Genomic DNA, 18,652 nt, shown 5'->3' on the forward strand with positions numbered 1-18,652 from the left:
TCGGCAAGACCGTCGTCTCTTCGAGGAGGACGCTTCCGACATGAAGGCCGTTGTGATGGCCGGCGGCGAAGGCACTCGCCTTCGCCCCATGACATCCAGCATGCCCAAGCCGCTGCTCCCGGTGGTCAACAGGCCGATCATGGAGCATGTACTGCGGCTGTTGAAAAGGCATGGTCTCACCGAGACCGTCGTGACCGTGCAATTCCTGGCTTCGCTCGTCCGGAACTATTTCGGCGACGGAGAAGAGCTGGGAATGGAGCTCACCTACGCCAATGAGGAAAAGCCACTCGGCACCGCCGGCAGCGTGAAGAACGCCGAGGAGGCCCTCAAGGACGACGCCTTCCTGGTCATCTCCGGTGACGCTCTCACCGACTTCGACCTGAGCGATCTCATCCGGTTCCACAAGCAAAAGGGCGCCCTCGTCACTGTGTGCCTCACGCGGGTGCCCAATCCGCTGGAGTTCGGCATCACCATCGTCGACGAGGCCGGGCAGGTCGAGCGCTTCCTGGAGAAGCCGACCTGGGGCCAGGTCTTCTCGGACACCGTCAATACCGGTATCTACGTGATGGAGCCGGAGGTCTTCGACTACGTCGAGGCCGACGTTCCGGTGGACTGGTCCGGGGACGTCTTCCCGCAGCTGATGAAGGAAGGCAAGCCCATCTACGGCTATGTCGCCGAGGGCTATTGGGAGGACGTCGGCACGCACGAAAGCTATGTGAAGGCCCAGGCCGATGTGCTCGAAGGCAAGGTCGACGTCGATATCGATGGTTTCGAGATCTCGCCGGGGGTGTGGGTCGCCGAAGGCGCGGAGGTGCACCCGGACGCGGTGTTGCGCGGCCCGTTGTACGTCGGGGACTACGCCAAGGTCGAGGCGGATGTGGAGATCCGCGAGCACACCGTCGTCGGCTCCAACGTCGTCGTCAAGAGCGGCGCGTTCCTGCACAGGGCCGTGGTGCACGACAACGTCTACATCGGCCAACAGAGCAATTTGCGCGGCTGTGTCATCGGCAAGAACACCGACATCATGCGGGCCGCGCGGATCGAGGACGGCGCGGTCATCGGCGATGAGTGCCTCATCGGCGAGGAGTCGATCGTCCAGGGCAACGTGCGGGTCTATCCCTTCAAGACGATCGAGGCCGGTGCGTTCGTCAACACCTCCGTCATCTGGGAGTCCCGCGGCCAGGCGCACCTTTTCGGGGCGCGCGGCGTGTCGGGGATCCTCAATGTCGAGATCACTCCGGAACTGGCGGTGCGGCTCGCCGGTGCGTATGCCACCACGTTGAAGAAGGGCGCAACGGTCACCACGGCGCGCGATCACTCGCGTGGCGCCCGGGCCCTCAAGCGCGCGGTGATCTCCGCGCTGCAGGCGAGCGCCATCGACGTCCGCGACCTGGAGAACGTACCGCTGCCGGTGGCCCGTCAGCAGACCGCTCGCGGCAGTGCCGGCGGGATCATGGTGCGGACGACGCCGGGGGTGCCGGACTCCGTCGACATCATGTTCTTCGACGAGCGGGGTGCGGACCTCTCGCAGGCCGGGCAGCGCAAGCTCGACCGGGTCTATGCCCGCCAGGAGTACCGGCGGGCCTTTCCCGGTGAGATCGGCGATCTCCAGTTCCCGGCCAGCGTCTTCGACTCCTATACGGGGGCGATGCTGCGGGCCGTGGACACCACGGGCATCAGCGAGTCCGGCCTGAAGGTCGTCGTGGACGCCTCGAACGGCAGCGCCGGCCTGGTGCTGCCCAGCCTCCTGGGGCGGCTCGGCGTCGACTCGTTGACCATCAATCCCGGTCTGGACGAGGCCCGGCCGACCGAGACCGCTGACGCCCGCCGCTCCGGTCTGGTCCGGCTCGGCGAGATCGTGGCCTCGGCGCGGGCCGCGTTCGGCGTGCGGTTCGACCCCGTCGGCGAGCGGCTCTCCCTGGTGGACGAGCGCGGCCGGATCATCGAGGACGATCGCGCGCTGCTGGTGATGCTGGACCTGGTCGCGGCCGAGCGGCGCAGTGGGCGGGTGGCGCTGCCGGTCACCACGACCCGGATCGCCGAGCAGGTGGCGGCTTACCATGGCACGCAGGTCGAGTGGACGACGACCTCACCGGACGATCTGACCCGGGTGGGGCGCCAGGACGCCACGATCTTCGGCGGCGACGGTCTGGGCGGTTTCATCATCCCGGAGTTCAGCAGCGTCTTCGACGGCGCCGCCGCGTTCGTCCGGCTGATCGGTCTGGTGGCCCGTACGCAGCTCACGCTCAGCCAGATCGACGCGCGGATCCCGCGGGCGCACGTCCAGCGGCGGGACTTGGCGACGCCGTGGGCGGTGAAGGGTCTGGTCATGCGGCACGTCGTGGAGGCGGCCGGCGATCGGGACGTGGACACCACCGACGGAGTGCGGATCGTGGAGGCCGACGGGCGCTGGGTGCTGGTGCTGCCCGACCCGGCCGAGGCGGTCACCCATCTCTGGGCGGAAGGACCGGACGACGCCTCCGCGCAGCAGCTGCTGGACGAGTGGGCGGTTGTCGTGGACAGCGCCGGACGCTGACCCTGTTCCCCACCGGCGTGCCGCCGATCGGCACGCCGGTGGGGCCATTGGGAGACCGTGCCGCCGACATGGGACGATGTGCGGCATGTCGCAGCAGCGCCCCGTTCGGAGCAACCCCCACCCGTTGGCCGCGCGCCCGGATGCCTCCATGTCGCTGCTGACCAACGTGATGGATCACAGCCTCGACGACGGATACGCCGAGGCCGCCGCGCGGAAGTCCGCGGAGGGCGTCAGCGGCCTGCCGCGCACGCTGCGCGCGAAGTTGGGCCTGGCGGCCGGTTTGGTGCTGGCGGCGTTGGTGGTGACCGTGGGGGCGGCGCAGGCGCGGGTCGCGGCGCCGACGCTGGCCAAGGAGCGGGAGGAGCTGATCCACCGCATCCAGAAGGGCACCACCGAGGCCGACGGCCAGCAGCAGCGGGTCGACGCGACCCGGGACGCGGTGGACCGGATGCAGCGCGAGGCGCTGAAGCACGGCGGTGACGGCAAGGCCGAGCTGCTCGCGTTGCTGGCGGGGTCGACGCAGGTCACCGGGCCGGGTGTGAAGCTGGTCGTGGACGATGCCAAGGGGTCCGAGGCCGGCACCGGAGGTCCGCGCGAGAGCAGCGACTTCTCCGACACCGGGCGGGTGCGCGACCGTGACATGCAGCGGGTCGTCAACGGCCTGTGGCAGTCCGGTGCGGAGGCCATCTCCGTCAATGGGCAGCGGCTCACGTCGCTCTCGGCGATCAGAGCCGCGGGAGACGCCATACTGGTCGACAACAAGCCACTGGTGCCGCCCTATACGGTGCTGGCGGTGGGGGACGGGCAGCGGCTGAGCACCAAGTTCCAGGACAGCGCCGATGGCCAGTATCTGCATGTGTTGCAGGAGAACTACGGCGTGCGCGCCAAGATTTCCGTGGAGAGCCAGGTCACGCTGCCGCCCGCGCCCAGTTTGACCGTACGTACCGCAAAGCCGAAGGCCGGTGCCGCGAAGGCGGACGGCGCCGACACAGGGAAGGGCACATCGTGATCGCCGTACTGGGCCTCATCGTAGGAGTCGTGGTCGGAATCGTCGTCCGACCCGTGGTGCCGACGGTGGTCGAGCCCTACTTGCCGATCGCTGTCGTCGCCGCGCTGGATGCCGTGTTCGGTGGTCTGCGGGCGATGCTGGACGGCATCTTCGACGACAAGGTCTTCGTCGTCTCCTTCCTGTCGAACGTCGTCGTCGCCGCCCTTATCGTCTTCCTCGGGGACAAACTGGGCGTCGGTGCCCAACTCTCCACCGGCGTCGTCGTGGTGCTCGGCATCCGCATCTTTTCCAACGCTGCCGCGATCCGCCGGCACGTCTTCCGGGCGTGAGGCCGATGGCAACGGACGAGACCCCGGAGCCGGAGCGCACGCCGGAAGGGCAGCCGGAGCCCGGCCCGGCGCGGGAGGGTCGTGCGGACAGTCCCGCCGGGCGGCAGCCGATGCCGCCGGAGAGTCCCCGCCGTCCAGGGTGGGCGGACGGGCGCACCGCCGGAGCGGAATCGGCGTCCCAGAAGAACGAAGCCGGACAGAAGGGGTCCGAACCGGCAGTTGGTGCGGGTGTGGACGCGGCTGCGGACGAGGAAGCCGCCGTGCCTCCGCTGACCGGTAGGCAGCGGCTCCGCGCCGGTCTGTGGCCGCCGAGGGTGTCCCGGGCTCAACTGATCGTCGCGTTGCTCCTGTTCATTCTCGGCCTCGGCCTCGCGATTCAGGTACGTTCCACCAGTGACAGCAGTGCGCTGCGGGGCGCGCGCCAAGAGGACTTGGTGCGCATTCTGGACGAACTGGACAACCGCTCCCAGCGGTTGACGGATGAGCAGCGGCGCCTGGAGGGACAGAAGACCGAGCTGGAGAACAGCTCGGACCAAGCCGAGGAGGCCCGTAAGCAGACCGTGGAGAAGGAACAGCAGCTGGGTGTGCTGGCCGGGACCGTCGCGGCGCAAGGCCCCGGCATCAACCTGACCATCGACGACCCCCACCACTCCGTGGAGGCGGACAAACTGCTGGACACCATCCAGGAACTGCGGGCGGCCGGGGCCGAGGCCATCCAGGTCAACAACGTTCGCGTCGTCGCGAACACCTCTCTTTCGGACCTCCGGGGCGGGGTGGAGATCGACGGCAAGACCGTCACGCCGCCGTACCGCTTCAAGGTCATCGGGAAGCCGGAGGACCTGGAGCCGGCGCTCAACATCCCTGGCGGAGTGGTCCAGACACTGGAAAAGGAGCAGGCCAAGGTGTCTGTGACCCGTGAACAGAAGATCATTGTGGACGCCTTGCGGGAGGCGAAGCGGCCTGACTACGCTCGGTTGTCATCCCAGTGAGGCGTCTACGTATGGTGATGGCCCGGCGAGGGCATGAGGTAGCGGGGGGTCGACGCACCGTGCGTGTGGTGTGTGGTGGAAACTGTCTGAAGGCCACGGACGTTCACAGGATGTCCGGATCGGCCGGTGTGTGCATCGAGGGTTCGTCCTGCCCCACGGGCGGGTCTGTGTCGTACAAGGGGAATCGCCCGTGAAGTTGTTTGGAAAGCTGTTCGGCAAGAGCGCGCGTCAGGAAGGCGACGGCGGCTCCGCGCGGCATCGCGCTCCGCGCCGCCAGGAGGAGGGCTCCGGGTCCGAGAGCCGTCCGCTCTTCCGTGATGAGGTCGGCGGTCCGTCCGGGGGGCATGGCGCGGGTTCTGTTGACCCCTCCGGTGCCGGCCGCATAGGTTCCCAGGAACCATCAGCCGCACACACGGGTGGAGGGTCGACCTTGCCGGTTTGTACGAGGTGTGGGCACCGGAACGCCGAGGCGAGCCGGTTCTGCTCCAACTGCGGCGCGCCGCTGCGCCCGGGGGCCCAGCCCGAGCGGGCCTCCGAGACGACGTCGACGATCTCCATCTCGGGGCTTGAGGCGTACGACGCGGAGGCCACCGGGCAGAACCTGTCCCCGGCCCTCTCGCCGGAGGCCCAGGCCGCCGTCGACGCCCTGCCGATGGGCTCGGCCCTGCTGGTCGTCCGCCGGGGTCCGAACGCCGGCAGTCGCTTCCTCCTGGACGGCGAGCTGACGACGGCGGGTCGGCACCCGCAGGGCGACATCTTCCTCGACGACGTGACGGTCTCCCGCAGCCACGTGGAGTTCCGCCGCGGTTCGGACGGCCGTTTCACCGTCACCGACGTCGGCAGCCTCAACGGCACCTACGTCAACCGCGAGCCGATCGACTCCGCGGTGCTCTCCAACGGCGACGAGGTCCAGATCGGCAAGTACCGCCTGGTCTTCTACGCGAGCCAGCGAGGCGTCGGCATCTGACCGCCAGGGAAGGCATATGCGCCACACACCGACAGGCGGTGCCGGCTCGTCCGGCACCGCCTCCTCGGACCGCAAACCGATGAGCATCGGCACGGTGCTCAACGTCTTGCGCGAGGAGTTCCCCGAGGTCACCATCTCCAAGATCCGGTTCCTGGAGGCCGAAGGGCTGGTCGAACCGCAGCGCACGCCTTCCGGGTACCGCAAGTTCACCGCGGCGGACGTCGAACGTCTGGCGAGCGTGCTGCGGATGCAGCGGGACCACTACCTCCCCTTGAAGGTCATCAAGGAGCACCTCGACGCCCTGGAGCGGGGCGAGCAGGTGCAGCTGCCCGCTCCGGCGGCGCCGCGGGACCTCGTCGAGGGCGTCTTCGATCCTGACGAGGAGCGCCCGACGGCTGCCCGGATCGGCCGGGCCGAGCTGCTGGCCGCCACCGAGGTCGACGAGGCCGCGCTCGCCGACTGGGAGTCGTACGGACTCATCGTCCCCCACGAGGACGGGGGATACGACATCGAAGCGGTCACCGTCGCCAAACTCGTGGCGGACCTCGGCCGATTCGGTCTGGAGCCGCGGCACCTGCGGGCCGTGAAGGCGGCCGCGGAGCGCGAGGCGGGGTTGGTCGAGCAGGTCGTGGCACCCCTTCGGCGGCACCGGAACCCGCAGACCCGGGCCCATGCCGAGGCCACCGCCAGGGAGCTGGCCACGCTGTCGGCGCGGCTGCACGCGGCGCTGTTGCAGAGCGCCCTGCGCATCCGTCTGCCGTGAGCAAACGAGTGCCCGACTACCCAAACCGGCCGGGCACGGCCTAGGGTTGCTGTGTGAACGAGCTCGACGTCGTGGGTGTCCGGGTGGAGATGCCTTCCAGCCAACCGATCGTGCTGCTGCGGGAGGTGGGAGGCGACCGTTACCTGCCCATTTGGATCGGGCCGGGAGAGGCCACCGCCATCGCGTTCGCCCAGCAGGGCATGGTCCCCGCCAGGCCGCTGACGCATGACCTCTTCAAGGACGTGCTCGAGGCCGTGGGGCAGGAGCTGACGCAGGTCCGGATCACGGATCTGCGCGAAGGGGTCTTCTACGCCGAACTGGTCTTCGCCAGCGGTGTCGAGGTCAGTGCGCGGCCGTCGGACGCCATAGCGCTGGCGCTGCGCACCGGGACCCCGATCTTCGGTACCGATGGTGTGCTGGACGACGCGGGCATCGCCATCCCCGACGAGCAGGAGGACGAGGTGGAGAAGTTCCGCGAGTTCCTCGACCAGATCTCGCCGGAGGACTTCGGCACCAACCAGTGATCGGCCAGGTGAACCATCTGTTTCCGGCCAACCTGTAATCCCTTCCCCGTGACAAGTCACGAGAAACCACTCGTAGGGTGATTATCACTCGGCGTGGCGAGCGCGGCGATCGTTGACGCACCCCGAGTGACTGCATACCGTCGATAAGGCAGGTCCCGTCCGGGACGTGGAGGACGGAGGGCGGCGTGGCAATCACCGGCGACGGTACGGCGGCGGAAGGGGCATTGCCGCTCCACAGGGGCTCGGCGACGAACCGCGGCCCCGTACAGGCCGCTGCGATGTCGGGGGCCCGCGAGGCGGAGAACATCGGCTACCGCGGACCGACCGCGTGTGCGGCGGCGGGCATCACCTACCGACAGCTGGACTATTGGGCGCGCACGGGCCTGGTGGAGCCCAGCATCCGGCCGGCCTACGGGTCCGGGACCCAGCGTCTCTACAGCTTCCGGGACGTCGTCGTCCTGAAGATCGTCAAGCGGCTGCTGGACACCGGGGTGTCGCTGCAGAACATCCGCACCGCCGTCCAGCACCTGCGGGCGCGCGGACTGGACGACCTGACGCGGATGACGCTGATGAGCGACGGGGCCACGGTCTACGAGTGCACCTCGCCCGACCAGGTCGTGGATCTGCTCCAGGGCGGCCAAGGGGTCTTCGGGATCGCCGTGGGCGTGGTGTGGCGGGACGTGGAGGGCGCACTGTCGCAGCTCCACGGCGAGCGGGTGGACACCGGCGAGACGCTGATCGGCAAGAACCCGCACGACGAATTGGCGCGGCGCCGCAATCGGGCCGGCTGACGGACGGCCGACGACCGACGGGCTTTGCCGGCCCGGGATCGGGTCGATTGTCAGTGGTGTGCGGCAGCATCAGTGGTGTGAGACGTGCGCCGACGATCCTGCATCTGGACATGGATGCGTTCTATGCGGCCGCCGAGCAGGCGGCCAAGCCGAGCCTGCGGGGGAAGCCCGTGGTCGTCGGCGGGATCGGGCCGCGTGGTGTGGTCGCCACCGCCTCGTACGAGGCGCGGGTCTTCGGGGTGCGCTCGGCGATGCCGACGGCGCAGGCGCGTCGGCTGTGTCCCAACGCCGCCTATCTCAGTCCGCGGTTCACGCTGTACCGCCAAGTGAGTGACACGGTCATGGAGCTGCTGCGGGCGCTCTCGCCGCTCGTCGAGCCGCTGAGCCTGGACGAAGCCTTCGTAGACCTGGAGGCGGGCGGGGTGCCGGCGGAGACGGCCGCGGTGCGGGCGGTGGGCGAGCGGCTGCGGCGCGACATCAAGGCGGCCACGGGGCTGACCGGTTCGGTGGGGCTGGCCGGCGCCAAGATGCTCGCCAAGATCGCGTCCGAGGCGGCGAAGCCGGACGGCCTGGTGGTGATCGAGCCCGGCACCGAGCGGGAGCTGCTCGGCCCGATGCCGGTGCGGACGCTGCCCGGGGTCGGGCCGGCGACGGCCGAGACGCTGCGCCGGGCCGGGATCCACACCGTCGCGGAGACCGCGGAGGCCGGCGAGGCGGAGCTGGTGCGGCTGCTGGGCAAGGCGCACGGCACCGGGCTGTACGCGATGGCGCTGGGGCAGGACGACCGGCCGGTGGTGGCCGAGCGGGACGCGAAGTCGGTCTCGGTGGAGGACACCTTCGAGGTCGATCTGACCGACCGGACGCGGGTGCGGAACGAGGTGCTGCGGCTGGCCGACCGGTGCGTGGGGCGGCTGCGGGCGGCCGGGCGGTCCGGGCGCACGGTGGTGATCAAGGTGCGGAACTACGACTTCTCGACGCTGACCCGGTCCGAGACGCTGCGCGGGCCCACCGACGACCCGACCGTCGTCCGGGAGGCCGCGGTGCGGCTGCTGGAGACGGTGGACACCACGGGCGGGGTGCGGCTGCTGGGCGTGGGGGTGACCGGGCTGGCCGACTTCACACAGGAGGACCTCTTCGCCCAGCTGGCCACGGAGCGGGAGGCCGAGGAGCAGGCGGCGCGTGGGGCGGCGGAGCCGGCGGAGGAGGCGGCGGGCGAGCCGGAGGCCGGCGTGGAGCTGCCGCGGCGCTGGTATCCGGGGCTGGACGTGGTCCACGAGGAGTTCGGTGCCGGGTGGGTGCAGGGCAGTGGCCTGGGGAGGGTGACCGTACGGTTCGAGACGCCATGGTCCGCACCGGGGCGGGTGCGGACCTTCACCGTCGACGATCCGGCGCTGCGGCCGGGCGAGCCCCTGCCGCTGCTGGGCAGGCCGGATCAGTCGTCCGCGCCGGCGATCCGTCCGAAGTCGGTGTCGCCGGCGGGCGAGGCGGAGTCGGAGGCCGGTGAGGAGATATCCAGGCGGTAGTGGTGGTAGAGCTGGAGCTCCTGCTCGGGGGAGAGGTGCCGGCCGACGCCGAAGTCCGGAGCGTCCTTGATCAGCTTCCGGTCGTAGGGGATGTGCAGGCTGTCGCCGACCATCTTGCTCGGTTCCAAGGGGACGAACGCATCCCGACTGAACAGACCGGTGCGCACGGCCGCCCACTCCGGTTCGCCCGTCGCGTCGTCGAGGTACACCTCGTCGACGGTCCCTATTTTCGCGCCGTTCCGGTCGAACGCTTTGCGGCCGATGAGGCTCCGGGGATCGATATCGGTTTGCACGGTCCCTCCACTTGGTCGCAACTGCCTTGTGACAACTACGAAACGGCACATTTCATGCCCCGGCCACTCGAAGGATCGTTTCAGCGGTGCGCTGGTAGGCTGGCGATTGGCCGTCGACCCCATGCGGGAGAGTCCTTTGTCGTTCGCGACCAGGGCGCCGAAGGAGCAAATCCTCCCCGGAATCTCTCAGGCACACGTACCGCATGGACGAGGTCACTCTGGAAAGCAGGGCGGGCCACGGACAGGCACCATGCCGGAACCCCTCCTCACCGACGGTGAAAGCCGGACCGCAGCCCGCGGACCGGTGAAGCTCTCAGGTTGAGATGACAGAGGGGGAGGCCGTCCGGGCACCAGCGCCGTGGTGCCCCTCGTAGGTCGTACTGACCAGGAGGCCCCCGCAGATGAACACCCACCGCATCTCCCTGACCGAGCTGGAGCGGGGCATCCCGTTCGAGCACCGGCACGTCGGCCCCGACCACGAGGCGCAGGCGAAGATGCTCGCGCAGGTCGGCTTCGGATCGCTGGACGAGCTCACGGCCACCGCCGTGCCCGACGTGATCAAGAGCACCGAGGCGCTCGGTCTGCCGGAGGGCCGCACCGAGGCCGAGGTCCTGGCCGAGCTGCGCGCGCTCGCCGACCGCAACCAGGTGCTGTCGCCCATGATCGGGCTCGGCTACTACGGCACCTTCACCCCGCCGGTGATCCTGCGCAACGTCATGGAGAACCCCTCCTGGTACACGGCCTACACGCCCTACCAGCCGGAGATCTCGCAGGGTCGCCTGGAGGCCCTGCTGAACTTCCAGACCGTCGTCGCCGACCTGACCGGACTGCCCACCTCCGGTGCGTCGCTGCTGGACGAGGGCACCGCCGCCGCCGAGGCGATGGCGCTCTCCCGCCGGGTCGGCAAGGTCAAGCAGGGCGTCTTCCTGGTCGACGCCGACTGTCTGCCGCAGACCGTCGCCGTGATCCGGACCCGCGCCGAACCGACCGGTGTGGAGGTCGTGGTCGCCGACCTGTCCGACGGCATCCCCGAGGAGATCGCCGAGCGCGGCGTCTTCGGCGTGCTGCTCCAGTACCCGGGCGCGTCCGGAGCGGTGCGCGACCCGCGCGCGGTGATCGAGCGGGCACACGAGCTGGGCGCGATCGTCACCGTCGCCGCCGACCTGCTCGCGCTGACGCTGCTCACCTCGCCCGGTGAGCTCGGCGCGGACATCGCGGTCGGCACCAGCCAGCGCTTCGGCGTCCCGATGGGCTTCGGCGGCCCGCACGCCGGCTACATGGCCGTCCGCGAGCAGTACGCCCGCAGCCTGCCCGGCCGTCTGGTGGGCGTCTCCGTCGACGCCGACGGCAACAAGGCATACCGCCTGGCGCTGCAGACCCGCGAGCAGCACATCCGCCGCGAGAAGGCCACCAGCAACATCTGCACCGCGCAGGTGCTGCTCGCCGTCATGGCCGGGATGTACGCCGTCTACCACGGCCCCGACGGGCTGCGGACCATCGCCCGGCGCACCCACCGCTACGCCACGATCCTCGCCGCGGGCCTGCGGGCCGGCGGGGTCGAGCTCGTCCACGACGTCTACTTCGACACCCTGACCGCACGGGTGCCCGGCCGGGCCGCCGAGGTCGCCGCCGCCGCCCGCGAGGCCGGCATCAACCTCCGCGAGGTCGACGCCGACCTGGTCGGCATCGCCTGCGACGAGACCACCGGGCGGGCCCAGCTCGCCGGCGTCTGGGGCGCGTTCGGCATCCACGGCGACATCGACGCGCTGGACGCGACCGTCGACGAGAGCCTGCCGCAGTCCCTGCTGCGCACCGACGACTACCTCGGCCACCCGGTCTTCCACCAGCACCGTTCCGAGACCGCGATGCTGCGCTACCTGCGCACCCTCGCCGACAAGGACTACGCGCTGGACCGGGGCATGATCCCGCTCGGCTCCTGCACGATGAAGCTGAACGCCACCACCGAGATGGAGCCGGTCACCTGGCCCGAGTTCGGTCAGCTGCACCCCTTCGCCCCCGCCGACCAGGCCCAGGGCTACCTCACGCTCATCCGGGAACTGGAGGAGCAGCTGGCCGCGGTCACCGGCTACGACAAGGTGTCCATCCAGCCCAACGCCGGCTCCCAGGGCGAACTGGCCGGTCTGCTCGCGGTCCGCGCCTACCACCGTGCCAACGGGGACGAGCAGCGCACCGTCTGCCTGATCCCGTCGTCGGCGCACGGCACCAACGCCGCCAGCGCCGTGATGGCCGGCATGAAGGTCGTCGTCGTCAAGACCGGTGCGGACGGCGAGGTCGACACCGACGACCTGCACGCCAAGATCGAGAAGCACCGGGACGAACTGGCCGTCCTGATGGTTACCTACCCGTCCACCCACGGCGTGTTCGAGGAGCACATCACCCAGATCTGCGCGACGGTGCACGAGGCCGGCGGTCAGGTCTACGTGGACGGCGCCAACCTCAACGCCCTGGTCGGCCTCGCCGAGCCGGGCAAGTTCGGCGGCGACGTCTCGCACCTCAACCTGCACAAGACGTTCTGCATCCCGCACGGTGGCGGCGGCCCCGGCGTCGGCCCGGTCGCGGTCCGCGCCCACCTGGCGCCGTACCTGCCCAACCACCCGCTGCAGCCCACCGCGGGCCCGGAGACCGGCGTCGGCCCGATCTCCGCCGCCCCCTGGGGCTCGGCCGGCATCCTGCCGATCTCGTGGACGTACGTCCGCCTCATGGGCGGTGCGGGCCTCAAGCGCGCCACCCAGGTCGCGGTGCTCGGCGCGAACTACATCGCCAAGCGCCTGGAGCCGCACTACCCGGTGCTCTACACCGGCCCCGGCGGACTGGTCGCCCACGAGTGCATCGTCGACGTCCGACCGCTGACCAAGGCGACCGGCGTGAGCATCGACGACGTCGCCAAGCGGCTGATCGACTACGGCTTCCACGCGCCGACGATGTCCTTCCCCGTGGCCGGCACGCTGATGATCGAGCCGACCGAGAGCGAGGACCTGAGCGAGCTGGACCGGTTCTGCGACGCGATGATCGCCATCCGCGCGGAGATCGAGAAGGTCGGTTCGGGGGAGTGGGACAAGGACGACAACCCGCTGCGCAACGCCCCGCACACCGCGGCGGCGCTCGGCGGCGAGTGGAACCACCCCTACAGCCGCGAGGAGGCCGTCTTCCCGGCCGGCGTCAACGCCGCGCAGAAGTACTGGCCGCCGGTGCGCCGGATCGACGGCGCCTTCGGTGACCGCAACCTCGTCTGCTCCTGCCCGCCGCTGGACGAGTACGACGTCTGATCACCCCCGCCACCGGTGACCGGTGGCAACATCAAGGGCCCTCGGCGGATGCGCCGGGGGCCCTGGTGTACGTGCCGGGTGACTGCGGGGTCACGCGGCGGCGGTGACCCGTGGCGGGTCGACCGGCCGATGCGGCGCGATGACCTGCCCGTCCGGCAGCAGCTCACCGGTGTCCTCGAAGAGCAGGACGCCGTTGCACAGCAGGCTCCAGCCCTGCTCCGGGTGGTGCGCCACCAGCTGGGCGGCCTCCCGGTCGGTGGAGTCAGCTGATGGGCATGGCGGTTGATGCTGGCACATGGAAAATGTCTTTCGCTGCGGAGTGGTGAACGTCGTGCGGCTCGATGCGATGCTCATGGCCGCTCCCCCGTTTCATGTCGGTCCCAGTCTTGCCCTACGGACGGGATTCCGCAGGGATTTCGCAGCAGCGGTACACACTCGATACGGACGTGTCACCCGTGCGGGCGGTTGCTTCCAATTGCGCGCCCGCCCGCAGGCGTTGGCGCGCTACCGGCGCACAGGGGCGCACGGCGTGGTGCGCCCCGCGGCCGGAGAGGTCGCGGGGCGCATGGGTGCACCGTGTCGTGCGCGGTGCGGGGCCTCCGTCCCGCGCGATCCGGCGGGCCTGCGGCGGACGGTCAGGCCGGCTCGCGGAGCAGGGGCGTCGGGCCCAGGCGGAGGGTCAGGCGAGGCAGCAGGTCGGCGACCCGCTGCGGGAGGTAGGAGGCGATCCCGGGCGGGGCGGGCGCCAGCGGTACCAGGAGATCACCGGCGGCGGGCATCCCCTCCGCGCCGTCCGCGGTGAGGTCGTGGTGCAGCCACAGGGTGAGCATGTACAGCTCCGGCACGGACAGCAGGCGCGGCTGGTAGGGCGCGGTGAGCGACTCGGCCTGCTGCAGAGCCCGTTCGGTCGCGGCGACATAGGGGCCGTCGCAGAAGTGCGAGAACGTCCAGCCGTCGGCGGTCAGCCGGGCCTCGGCGGCGGCCACGGCGCGCTCGCCACCGCGGATCAGGAAACGCCAGCCGGCGAGGCGGGTGCGCGGCGGGCCGGCCTGGCTGACGTCGTCCCAGACGTGCACGGGCAGCGGGTGGTCGGGGCTCAGCGGCCCCTGATGGGTGCGGAGCGCGGCGGCCGGGGCCTCGCGGACCGCGGTGGGGGAGCCGAGGGCGCTGAGGATGCTGCGCAGGGCGGGCGCAGGGGAGGGAGGAACGTGCAGCGGCATGGCGGGTCGCCTCTCACTTAGGAGACACGGTGGAGCGTGGCAGTGCGGACGGCGCTGTCTGCGGGCGGGTCAGAGCCTGGCCGACCGCAACTGCGGACCGACGGGTCGGCAGCGGTGTCGGGGCACCGATGGGGGCACCGCCGCGCTGGGCGCCAAATCTCTGCCTCGTCTGCGAAGTTTATACGACATATGTTCTGGAAGTGTTTCGGCTACTCGCCTTGCGGATTTCCGGCAAGAGGGAATCCGGTCCGCCATACGGGGCGATTTCCGCCGCTTTGGGCGGGGACCGGAAGAGGCCACCTCGTAATTCTTCGACGAAGTGGTAGGCCGGAACCCGTCGGTGTTTTTTACGAGCGAATTACGGTGGACGCGGGCCGAGTGGATATGCCCCTGGGAAATGCCTCGGGCGCGCCCTTCCGAGAGTAACGGTACCGGCATGCCCCTGCGGCGTTATCGATCAGATTGTCGGGGCATCATCGACCGTAGCCCGTACCCCGGCGCGCCGGGGGCGGTACCGACCAGCCCGTGGCCGCGAGCCGTTCACCTAGGAGGGACCCGCCGATGGGGGAGAAGGTCGCCGCGGAGGGGAACGACCTGGCGGACCGGGAGCGCTATCGAAGAAAGCTGCACGACTGCCTGGACGGATTGCGGCGGCTCCTGGCGGAGAAGCGGTTCGACCGCCCCAAGAATCTCATGGGCCTGGAGATCGAGCTCAATCTCGCGGGCGCCGACGGGCGCCCCCGCATGCTGAACTCGCAGGTCCTGGAAAGGATCGCCAGCGGCGATTTCCAGACCGAACTCGCGCAGTGCAATCTCGAGGTCAACATCACCCCGCACCGATTGTCCGGACGGGTACTGGACCAGCTCGCCGAAGAACTCCGCACCGGACTCGGCTATGCCGAGCGAAAATCCCGGGAAGTCGCCGCCCGCATCGTCATGATCGGCATCCTGCCGACCCTGAACGCCGACGACCTCACCGTTGCCAGCCTCTCCGCCAACGACCGCTATGTGCTGCTCAACGACCAGATGCGGGCCGCCCGCGGTGAGGACTTCGTCATCGACATCCAGGGCGTCGAGCGCCTGATCACCCGCTCGCCGTCGATCGCCCCCGAAGCCGCCTGCACCTCCGTACAACTGCACCTCCAGGTGACGCCCGGCCGGTTCGCCGCCGTCTGGAACGCCGCCCAGGCGATCGCCGCCGCCCAGATAGCCGTCGGCGCCAACTCCCCGTTCCTCTTCGGGCGGGAGCTGTGGCGCGAATCGCGACCGCCGGTCTTCCAGCAGGCCACCGACACCCGCGCACCCGAACTCCAGGCCCAGGGAGTGCGCCCGCGCACATGGTTCGGCGAGCGCTGGGTGGACTCCGCCTACGACCTGTTCGAGGAGAACCTGCGCTTCTTCCCACCGCTGCTGCCGCTGTGCGGACCACAGGACCCGCTGCGCGTCCTCGACGAGGGCGGCGTGCCCGACCTCGCCGAACTGATCCTGCACAACGGCACGATCTACCGCTGGAACCGCCCCGTCTACGCGGTCGCCGACGGCCTCCCGCACCTCCGCGTCGAGAACCGGGTGCTGCCGGCCGGCCCGACCGTCGCCGACGTCATCGCCAACACCGCCTTCTACTACGGCCTGGTGCGCGCCCTGGCCGAGCAGCCGCGCCCCGTCTGGACCCGGCTCCCGTTCACCGTCGCCGCCGCCAACTTCGACACCGCCTGCCGCCACGGCATCGACGCCATCCTCCGCTGGCCGCGGCCCGGCCGCGCCGGCGGCCTCACCGAGATCCCCGCCGTGCGCCTGGTGCAACAGGAACTCCTGCCGCTGGCGGCCGCCGGGCTGGATGCCTGGGGCGTCGAACCGGCCGACCGCGACCACTACCTGGGCATCATCGAGGCCCGCTGCGCACGCCGGGCCAACGGGGCGTCCTGGCAGGCCGCGGCGTTCCACCACGCGCTGCGGCAGGGACTGCCCCGGGACGCCGCCCTGGCGGCGATGACCCGGCGCTACAGCGAGCTGATGCACACCGGGGAGCCGGTGCACACCTGGCCGGTGCCGTGGGCGGCCGGCGCGGCCGTCGTACCGGCGCAGCGCCGGACGGCGGCCGGGGGCACCGTCGCGTGACGCCCGCCGTGGAGCGCCCGCGGCGGGGCCGTCCGGGCAGCTGACGCCGGTGCCGCCGCCGGTGCGGATCTGCGAGCCCGCCGCCGGGGAGTCGTCGACGGGCAGGCCCGCCCCCTCGACGGCGACCGCCAGCCGGTAGGCGTACGTGCCGGTCCGCCCACGGGGCGGTGGTTCGGTCGGCGGTGGGGCGAAGTGCGGGCGACCGTGGGGGACTTGAGCCGTGACGCGCTCGGTGACGCGGCCGGCGGGACGGTGCGGAGATCCGTCAGAAGCGCCCTAGTGGGGGCCGCGGCTGCCCGCCGCCATGATGGCCTTGAGGATCACCTCGTGGATCTGCGACGGGTCGTCGACGCGGTGGGCGGAGCCGCCGGTCGGGGCCGCGATGCGGGCCAGCGCCGACCGGTCGGCCCGCGGACCGATTCCGACGGCGACCAGCGGCACCGGGCGCTTGGGGTCGGCGAGCCGCTTCAGGTCGGTGACCAGGGCGTCCAGGCCGATGCCGGCGGCATCGTCGTCGGCGCCGTCGGTGACGACCACCAGCGCGTTGAACTTCCCGCTCGCGTAGGTCGCGGACGCCTGCTGGTAGGCGGCCAGGGTGGTGTCGTAGAGGCCGGTCGCGCCGTGCGACACCGGGGCCAGGGAGCCGAAGGCGGCGGTGAGGTCGTCGCGGTGGGTGCCGCCGCCCGGGCCGCGGTCGCCGAGCCGGCTGGTCGGCGACAGCTCCACGTAGTCCCGGTCGCCGTCCAGGTTGGTGGCGAACTTCCACAGTCCGATCTCGTCCTCGGGCGTGAACGTGGACAGCGCCTGGAGGAGGGAGTCCTTGGCCAGGTCCATGCGGGACCGGCCGCCCTGCCCGGGGACCGGCAGCGCCATCGACGGCGAGGCGTCCACGGCGGTGGTGATCCGGGCGCTGTGCACCGTGATGGTCCACATGCCCAGCAGCGCCTGGAGCTCCTTGGACGTGGGCGGGTCGGCGGGAGCGGCGGCGAACGGCTGCGGTGCACGGCCGCCCGCCTTGCCGGTCAGCGGCGGGTCGGCGCTGCCGTTGCCGGCCCGGAAACCGTGGTCACGCAGGGTCTGCTGCCCCGAGGTGTCGTCCAGCAGCGTCATGAAGCGGTTGGCGGCGCGGCTCTGGTCGGCGGTCAGGGAGTCCTCGTCGACGAGGGTGTACGGGTAGGTGAGCTGCGCCGTGCCGTCGGTGGGGTAGAAGAGGTCGAGCGCGGGCCCGGCGTCCCCACTGGTGTTGTGGGCGTACGCGGCCTGTTCGGACAGGAGCAGCGCCTGGTTGCGGCGCGGATTGCCCTGTTCGGCCCCCGAGTCGTTGCGCGGCAGGGTGGCCAGTACCTGGTCGTCACCGTCCGCGACCCGCTCGTAGAGCAGTTTGGCGGTGGCCGCGGTACGGGTGGCGGCCTCGTCGCCGCTGTGGGTCTCCTTGCGGTCGGCGGCGTCGATGCGGGCCAGGGCGAGCAGCCCGGTGGCGCTGCGGGCCGGGTCGGCGACGCCCAGGCGCAGCGCGCCACCGGAGGCGGCCCGGGTCAGCGCGGTCCAGGAGTAGGTCTTCCCCGGCCAGCCGAGGGTCTTGGCGGCGTCGTGGACCGCGCCCAGCGCGAGCGGCGAGGAGGCGACGGCGCCGACGGCGGTCAGCGACGACCCCCGGTTGTCGGTGACCTGGTTCACCCACAGGTCCGAATCGGGCACCCATACCTGGAAATCCGGGTTGGCCGGCCGCTGCCCGAGCGAGTCGGCGACCTCGGAGGAGGGCCGAGCATTGATCTTGACGTCCAGGCACCTGCCGTCCGTGCGGACCGCGTCCTCGCGGGCCTTGTCCGCCACCGCGTTCAGCGCCGGTGCGATATCGGGCGAGGCGATCACTTCCAGCCGTACGGAATCGCCGTCGCACGACGCGCCGAAGGGGAAGAGCCCGCCACGCAGCGCCACGACGGAGCCGGTGGCGGCGATCACGAGGACGACGGTGGCGAGGACGACCGTCCGGCGGCGGGTACGGGGGGACCCCGTTCCCTGTGGTGCGGAGTCGTCGGGCAAGCTGTGACGTCCCATGCGGTAGCGCCTCTCCTGATACGCGGAGTTCCGGAGCCCCGGACCTCTATCGGGATCGATGCGGACGGAAACACCCCACGTGGAGCGCGACCGTCCCCGGCCTGTCGCGAGCGATCTTCGTACCTGCTTTCGAGACCCTAGCGGGGCGACGGCGGTGACGAGGCGGTATTGCGGAAGTGGAGGAACCTTTGCAGTCGGATACAAGTCCCGTGGCGGGCGCGGACGTTCCGGGCGCGGGGAGCGGC

At 70.7% G+C, this 18,652-nt stretch carries 15 protein-coding genes and 1 riboswitch; of the genes, 11 read left to right on the top strand and 4 right to left on the bottom strand.

The features are described from left to right. Positions 1-40 precede the first annotated feature (40 nt). From MOV08_RS34595 to MOV08_RS34635, 9 genes are all read left to right on the top strand, one after another. On the top strand, positions 41-2,536 hold the full coding sequence (locus MOV08_RS34595) for a mannose-1-phosphate guanyltransferase (RefSeq protein WP_102923558.1): 2,496 nt from the start codon (positions 41-43) through the stop codon (positions 2,534-2,536). A 76-nt stretch (positions 2,537-2,612) separates the two neighbouring features. Next, positions 2,613-3,545 (top strand): DUF881 domain-containing protein, encoded by a 933-nt coding sequence (locus MOV08_RS34600; RefSeq protein WP_275310216.1) that lies wholly within the window; start codon positions 2,613-2,615, stop codon positions 3,543-3,545. Next, entirely contained in the window at positions 3,542-3,874 is a 333-nt protein-coding gene (locus tag MOV08_RS34605) for a small basic family protein (protein ID WP_016578706.1), read from the top strand. The genes MOV08_RS34600 and MOV08_RS34605 overlap by 4 nt, the downstream gene beginning before the upstream one ends. 5 nt (positions 3,875-3,879) lie before the next feature. Next, entirely contained in the window at positions 3,880-4,863 is a 984-nt protein-coding gene (locus tag MOV08_RS34610) for a DUF881 domain-containing protein (RefSeq protein WP_275310217.1), read from the top strand. Between the two features lie 118 nt (positions 4,864-4,981). Further along, positions 4,982-5,830 (top strand): FHA domain-containing protein, encoded by an 849-nt coding sequence (locus MOV08_RS34615; protein ID WP_229921846.1) that lies wholly within the window; start codon positions 4,982-4,984, stop codon positions 5,828-5,830. 16 nt (positions 5,831-5,846) lie between these two features. Beyond that, positions 5,847-6,593 carry a transcriptional regulator FtsR gene (gene ftsR / locus MOV08_RS34620; protein ID WP_275310218.1) on the top strand — a complete coding sequence of 249 codons (747 nt, stop codon included), beginning with the start codon at positions 5,847-5,849 and terminating at the stop codon, positions 6,591-6,593. Positions 6,594-6,646: 53 nt separating this feature from the next. Further along, a complete protein-coding gene (locus MOV08_RS34625; protein WP_016571419.1) occupies positions 6,647-7,117 on the top strand; it encodes a bifunctional nuclease family protein in 471 nt (156 codons plus the stop codon). Between the two features lie 185 nt (positions 7,118-7,302). Then, a complete protein-coding gene (locus MOV08_RS34630; RefSeq protein WP_039638268.1) occupies positions 7,303-7,908 on the top strand; it encodes a MerR family transcriptional regulator in 606 nt (201 codons plus the stop codon). A 77-nt stretch (positions 7,909-7,985) separates the two neighbouring features. Then, a complete protein-coding gene (locus tag MOV08_RS34635; protein WP_275310219.1) occupies positions 7,986-9,431 on the top strand; it encodes a DNA polymerase IV in 1,446 nt (481 codons plus the stop codon). Here MOV08_RS34635 and MOV08_RS34640 read toward each other — a convergent pair. After that, positions 9,341-9,775, bottom strand: a complete 435-nt coding sequence (locus MOV08_RS34640; RefSeq protein ID WP_073448290.1) for a PRC-barrel domain-containing protein — start codon at positions 9,773-9,775, stop codon at positions 9,341-9,343. The genes MOV08_RS34635 and MOV08_RS34640 overlap by 91 nt on opposite strands. 63 nt (positions 9,776-9,838) lie before the next feature. Then, a riboswitch (glycine riboswitch) is annotated at positions 9,839-9,936 on the top strand. Between the two features lie 189 nt (positions 9,937-10,125). Between MOV08_RS34640 and gcvP the strand changes: the two genes are divergently transcribed. Further along, positions 10,126-13,011 (top strand): aminomethyl-transferring glycine dehydrogenase, encoded by a 2,886-nt coding sequence (gene gcvP / locus MOV08_RS34645; protein ID WP_275310220.1) that lies wholly within the window; start codon positions 10,126-10,128, stop codon positions 13,009-13,011. A 90-nt stretch (positions 13,012-13,101) separates the two neighbouring features. Here the strand turns inward: gcvP and MOV08_RS34650 are convergent, their stop codons facing one another. Next, positions 13,102-13,308, bottom strand: coding sequence for a DUF5999 family protein (locus MOV08_RS34650; protein ID WP_039638273.1), 207 nt, complete (start codon positions 13,306-13,308; stop codon positions 13,102-13,104). Between the two features lie 338 nt (positions 13,309-13,646). Beyond that, positions 13,647-14,231 carry a hypothetical protein gene (locus MOV08_RS34655; RefSeq protein ID WP_039638274.1) on the bottom strand — a complete coding sequence of 195 codons (585 nt, stop codon included), beginning with the start codon at positions 14,229-14,231 and terminating at the stop codon, positions 13,647-13,649. Between the two features lie 561 nt (positions 14,232-14,792). Between MOV08_RS34655 and MOV08_RS34660 the strand changes: the two genes are divergently transcribed. Then, positions 14,793-16,349, top strand: a complete 1,557-nt coding sequence (locus MOV08_RS34660; RefSeq protein WP_275310221.1) for a glutamate-cysteine ligase family protein — start codon at positions 14,793-14,795, stop codon at positions 16,347-16,349. Positions 16,350-16,625: 276 nt separating this feature from the next. On the opposite strand, the gene MOV08_RS34665 is transcribed toward MOV08_RS34660, so the two are convergent. After that, on the bottom strand, positions 16,626-18,407 hold the full coding sequence (locus tag MOV08_RS34665) for a substrate-binding and VWA domain-containing protein (protein WP_275310222.1): 1,782 nt from the start codon (positions 18,405-18,407) through the stop codon (positions 16,626-16,628). Positions 18,408-18,652: the final 245 nt, after the last annotated feature.

Source organism: Streptomyces yunnanensis (assembly GCF_029011865.1).
Classification (GTDB): Bacteria; Actinomycetota; Actinomycetes; order Streptomycetales; family Streptomycetaceae; genus Streptomyces; species Streptomyces yunnanensis.

Excerpts from the sequence above, each read along its gene's own strand:
- MOV08_RS34660 (WP_275310221.1), top strand. The coding sequence starts at position 14,793 with ATGGGGGAGAAGGTCGCCGCGGAGGGGAACGACCTGGCGGACCGGGAG.
- MOV08_RS34595 (WP_102923558.1), top strand. The coding sequence starts at position 41 with ATGAAGGCCGTTGTGATGGCCGGCGGCGAAGGCACTCGCCTTCGCCCC.
- MOV08_RS34610 (WP_275310217.1), top strand. The coding sequence starts at position 3,880 with ATGGCAACGGACGAGACCCCGGAGCCGGAGCGCACGCCGGAAGGGCAG.
- MOV08_RS34650 (WP_039638273.1), bottom strand. The coding sequence starts at position 13,308 with ATGTGCCAGCATCAACCGCCATGCCCATCAGCTGACTCCACCGACCGG.
- MOV08_RS34640 (WP_073448290.1), bottom strand. The coding sequence starts at position 9,775 with ATGTGCCGTTTCGTAGTTGTCACAAGGCAGTTGCGACCAAGTGGAGGG.
- MOV08_RS34600 (WP_275310216.1), top strand. The coding sequence starts at position 2,613 with ATGTGCGGCATGTCGCAGCAGCGCCCCGTTCGGAGCAACCCCCACCCG.
- ftsR (WP_275310218.1), top strand. The coding sequence starts at position 5,847 with ATGCGCCACACACCGACAGGCGGTGCCGGCTCGTCCGGCACCGCCTCC.
- MOV08_RS34665 (WP_275310222.1), bottom strand. The coding sequence starts at position 18,407 with ATGGGACGTCACAGCTTGCCCGACGACTCCGCACCACAGGGAACGGGG.
- gcvP (WP_275310220.1), top strand. The coding sequence starts at position 10,126 with ATGAACACCCACCGCATCTCCCTGACCGAGCTGGAGCGGGGCATCCCG.
- MOV08_RS34655 (WP_039638274.1), bottom strand. The coding sequence starts at position 14,231 with ATGCCGCTGCACGTTCCTCCCTCCCCTGCGCCCGCCCTGCGCAGCATC.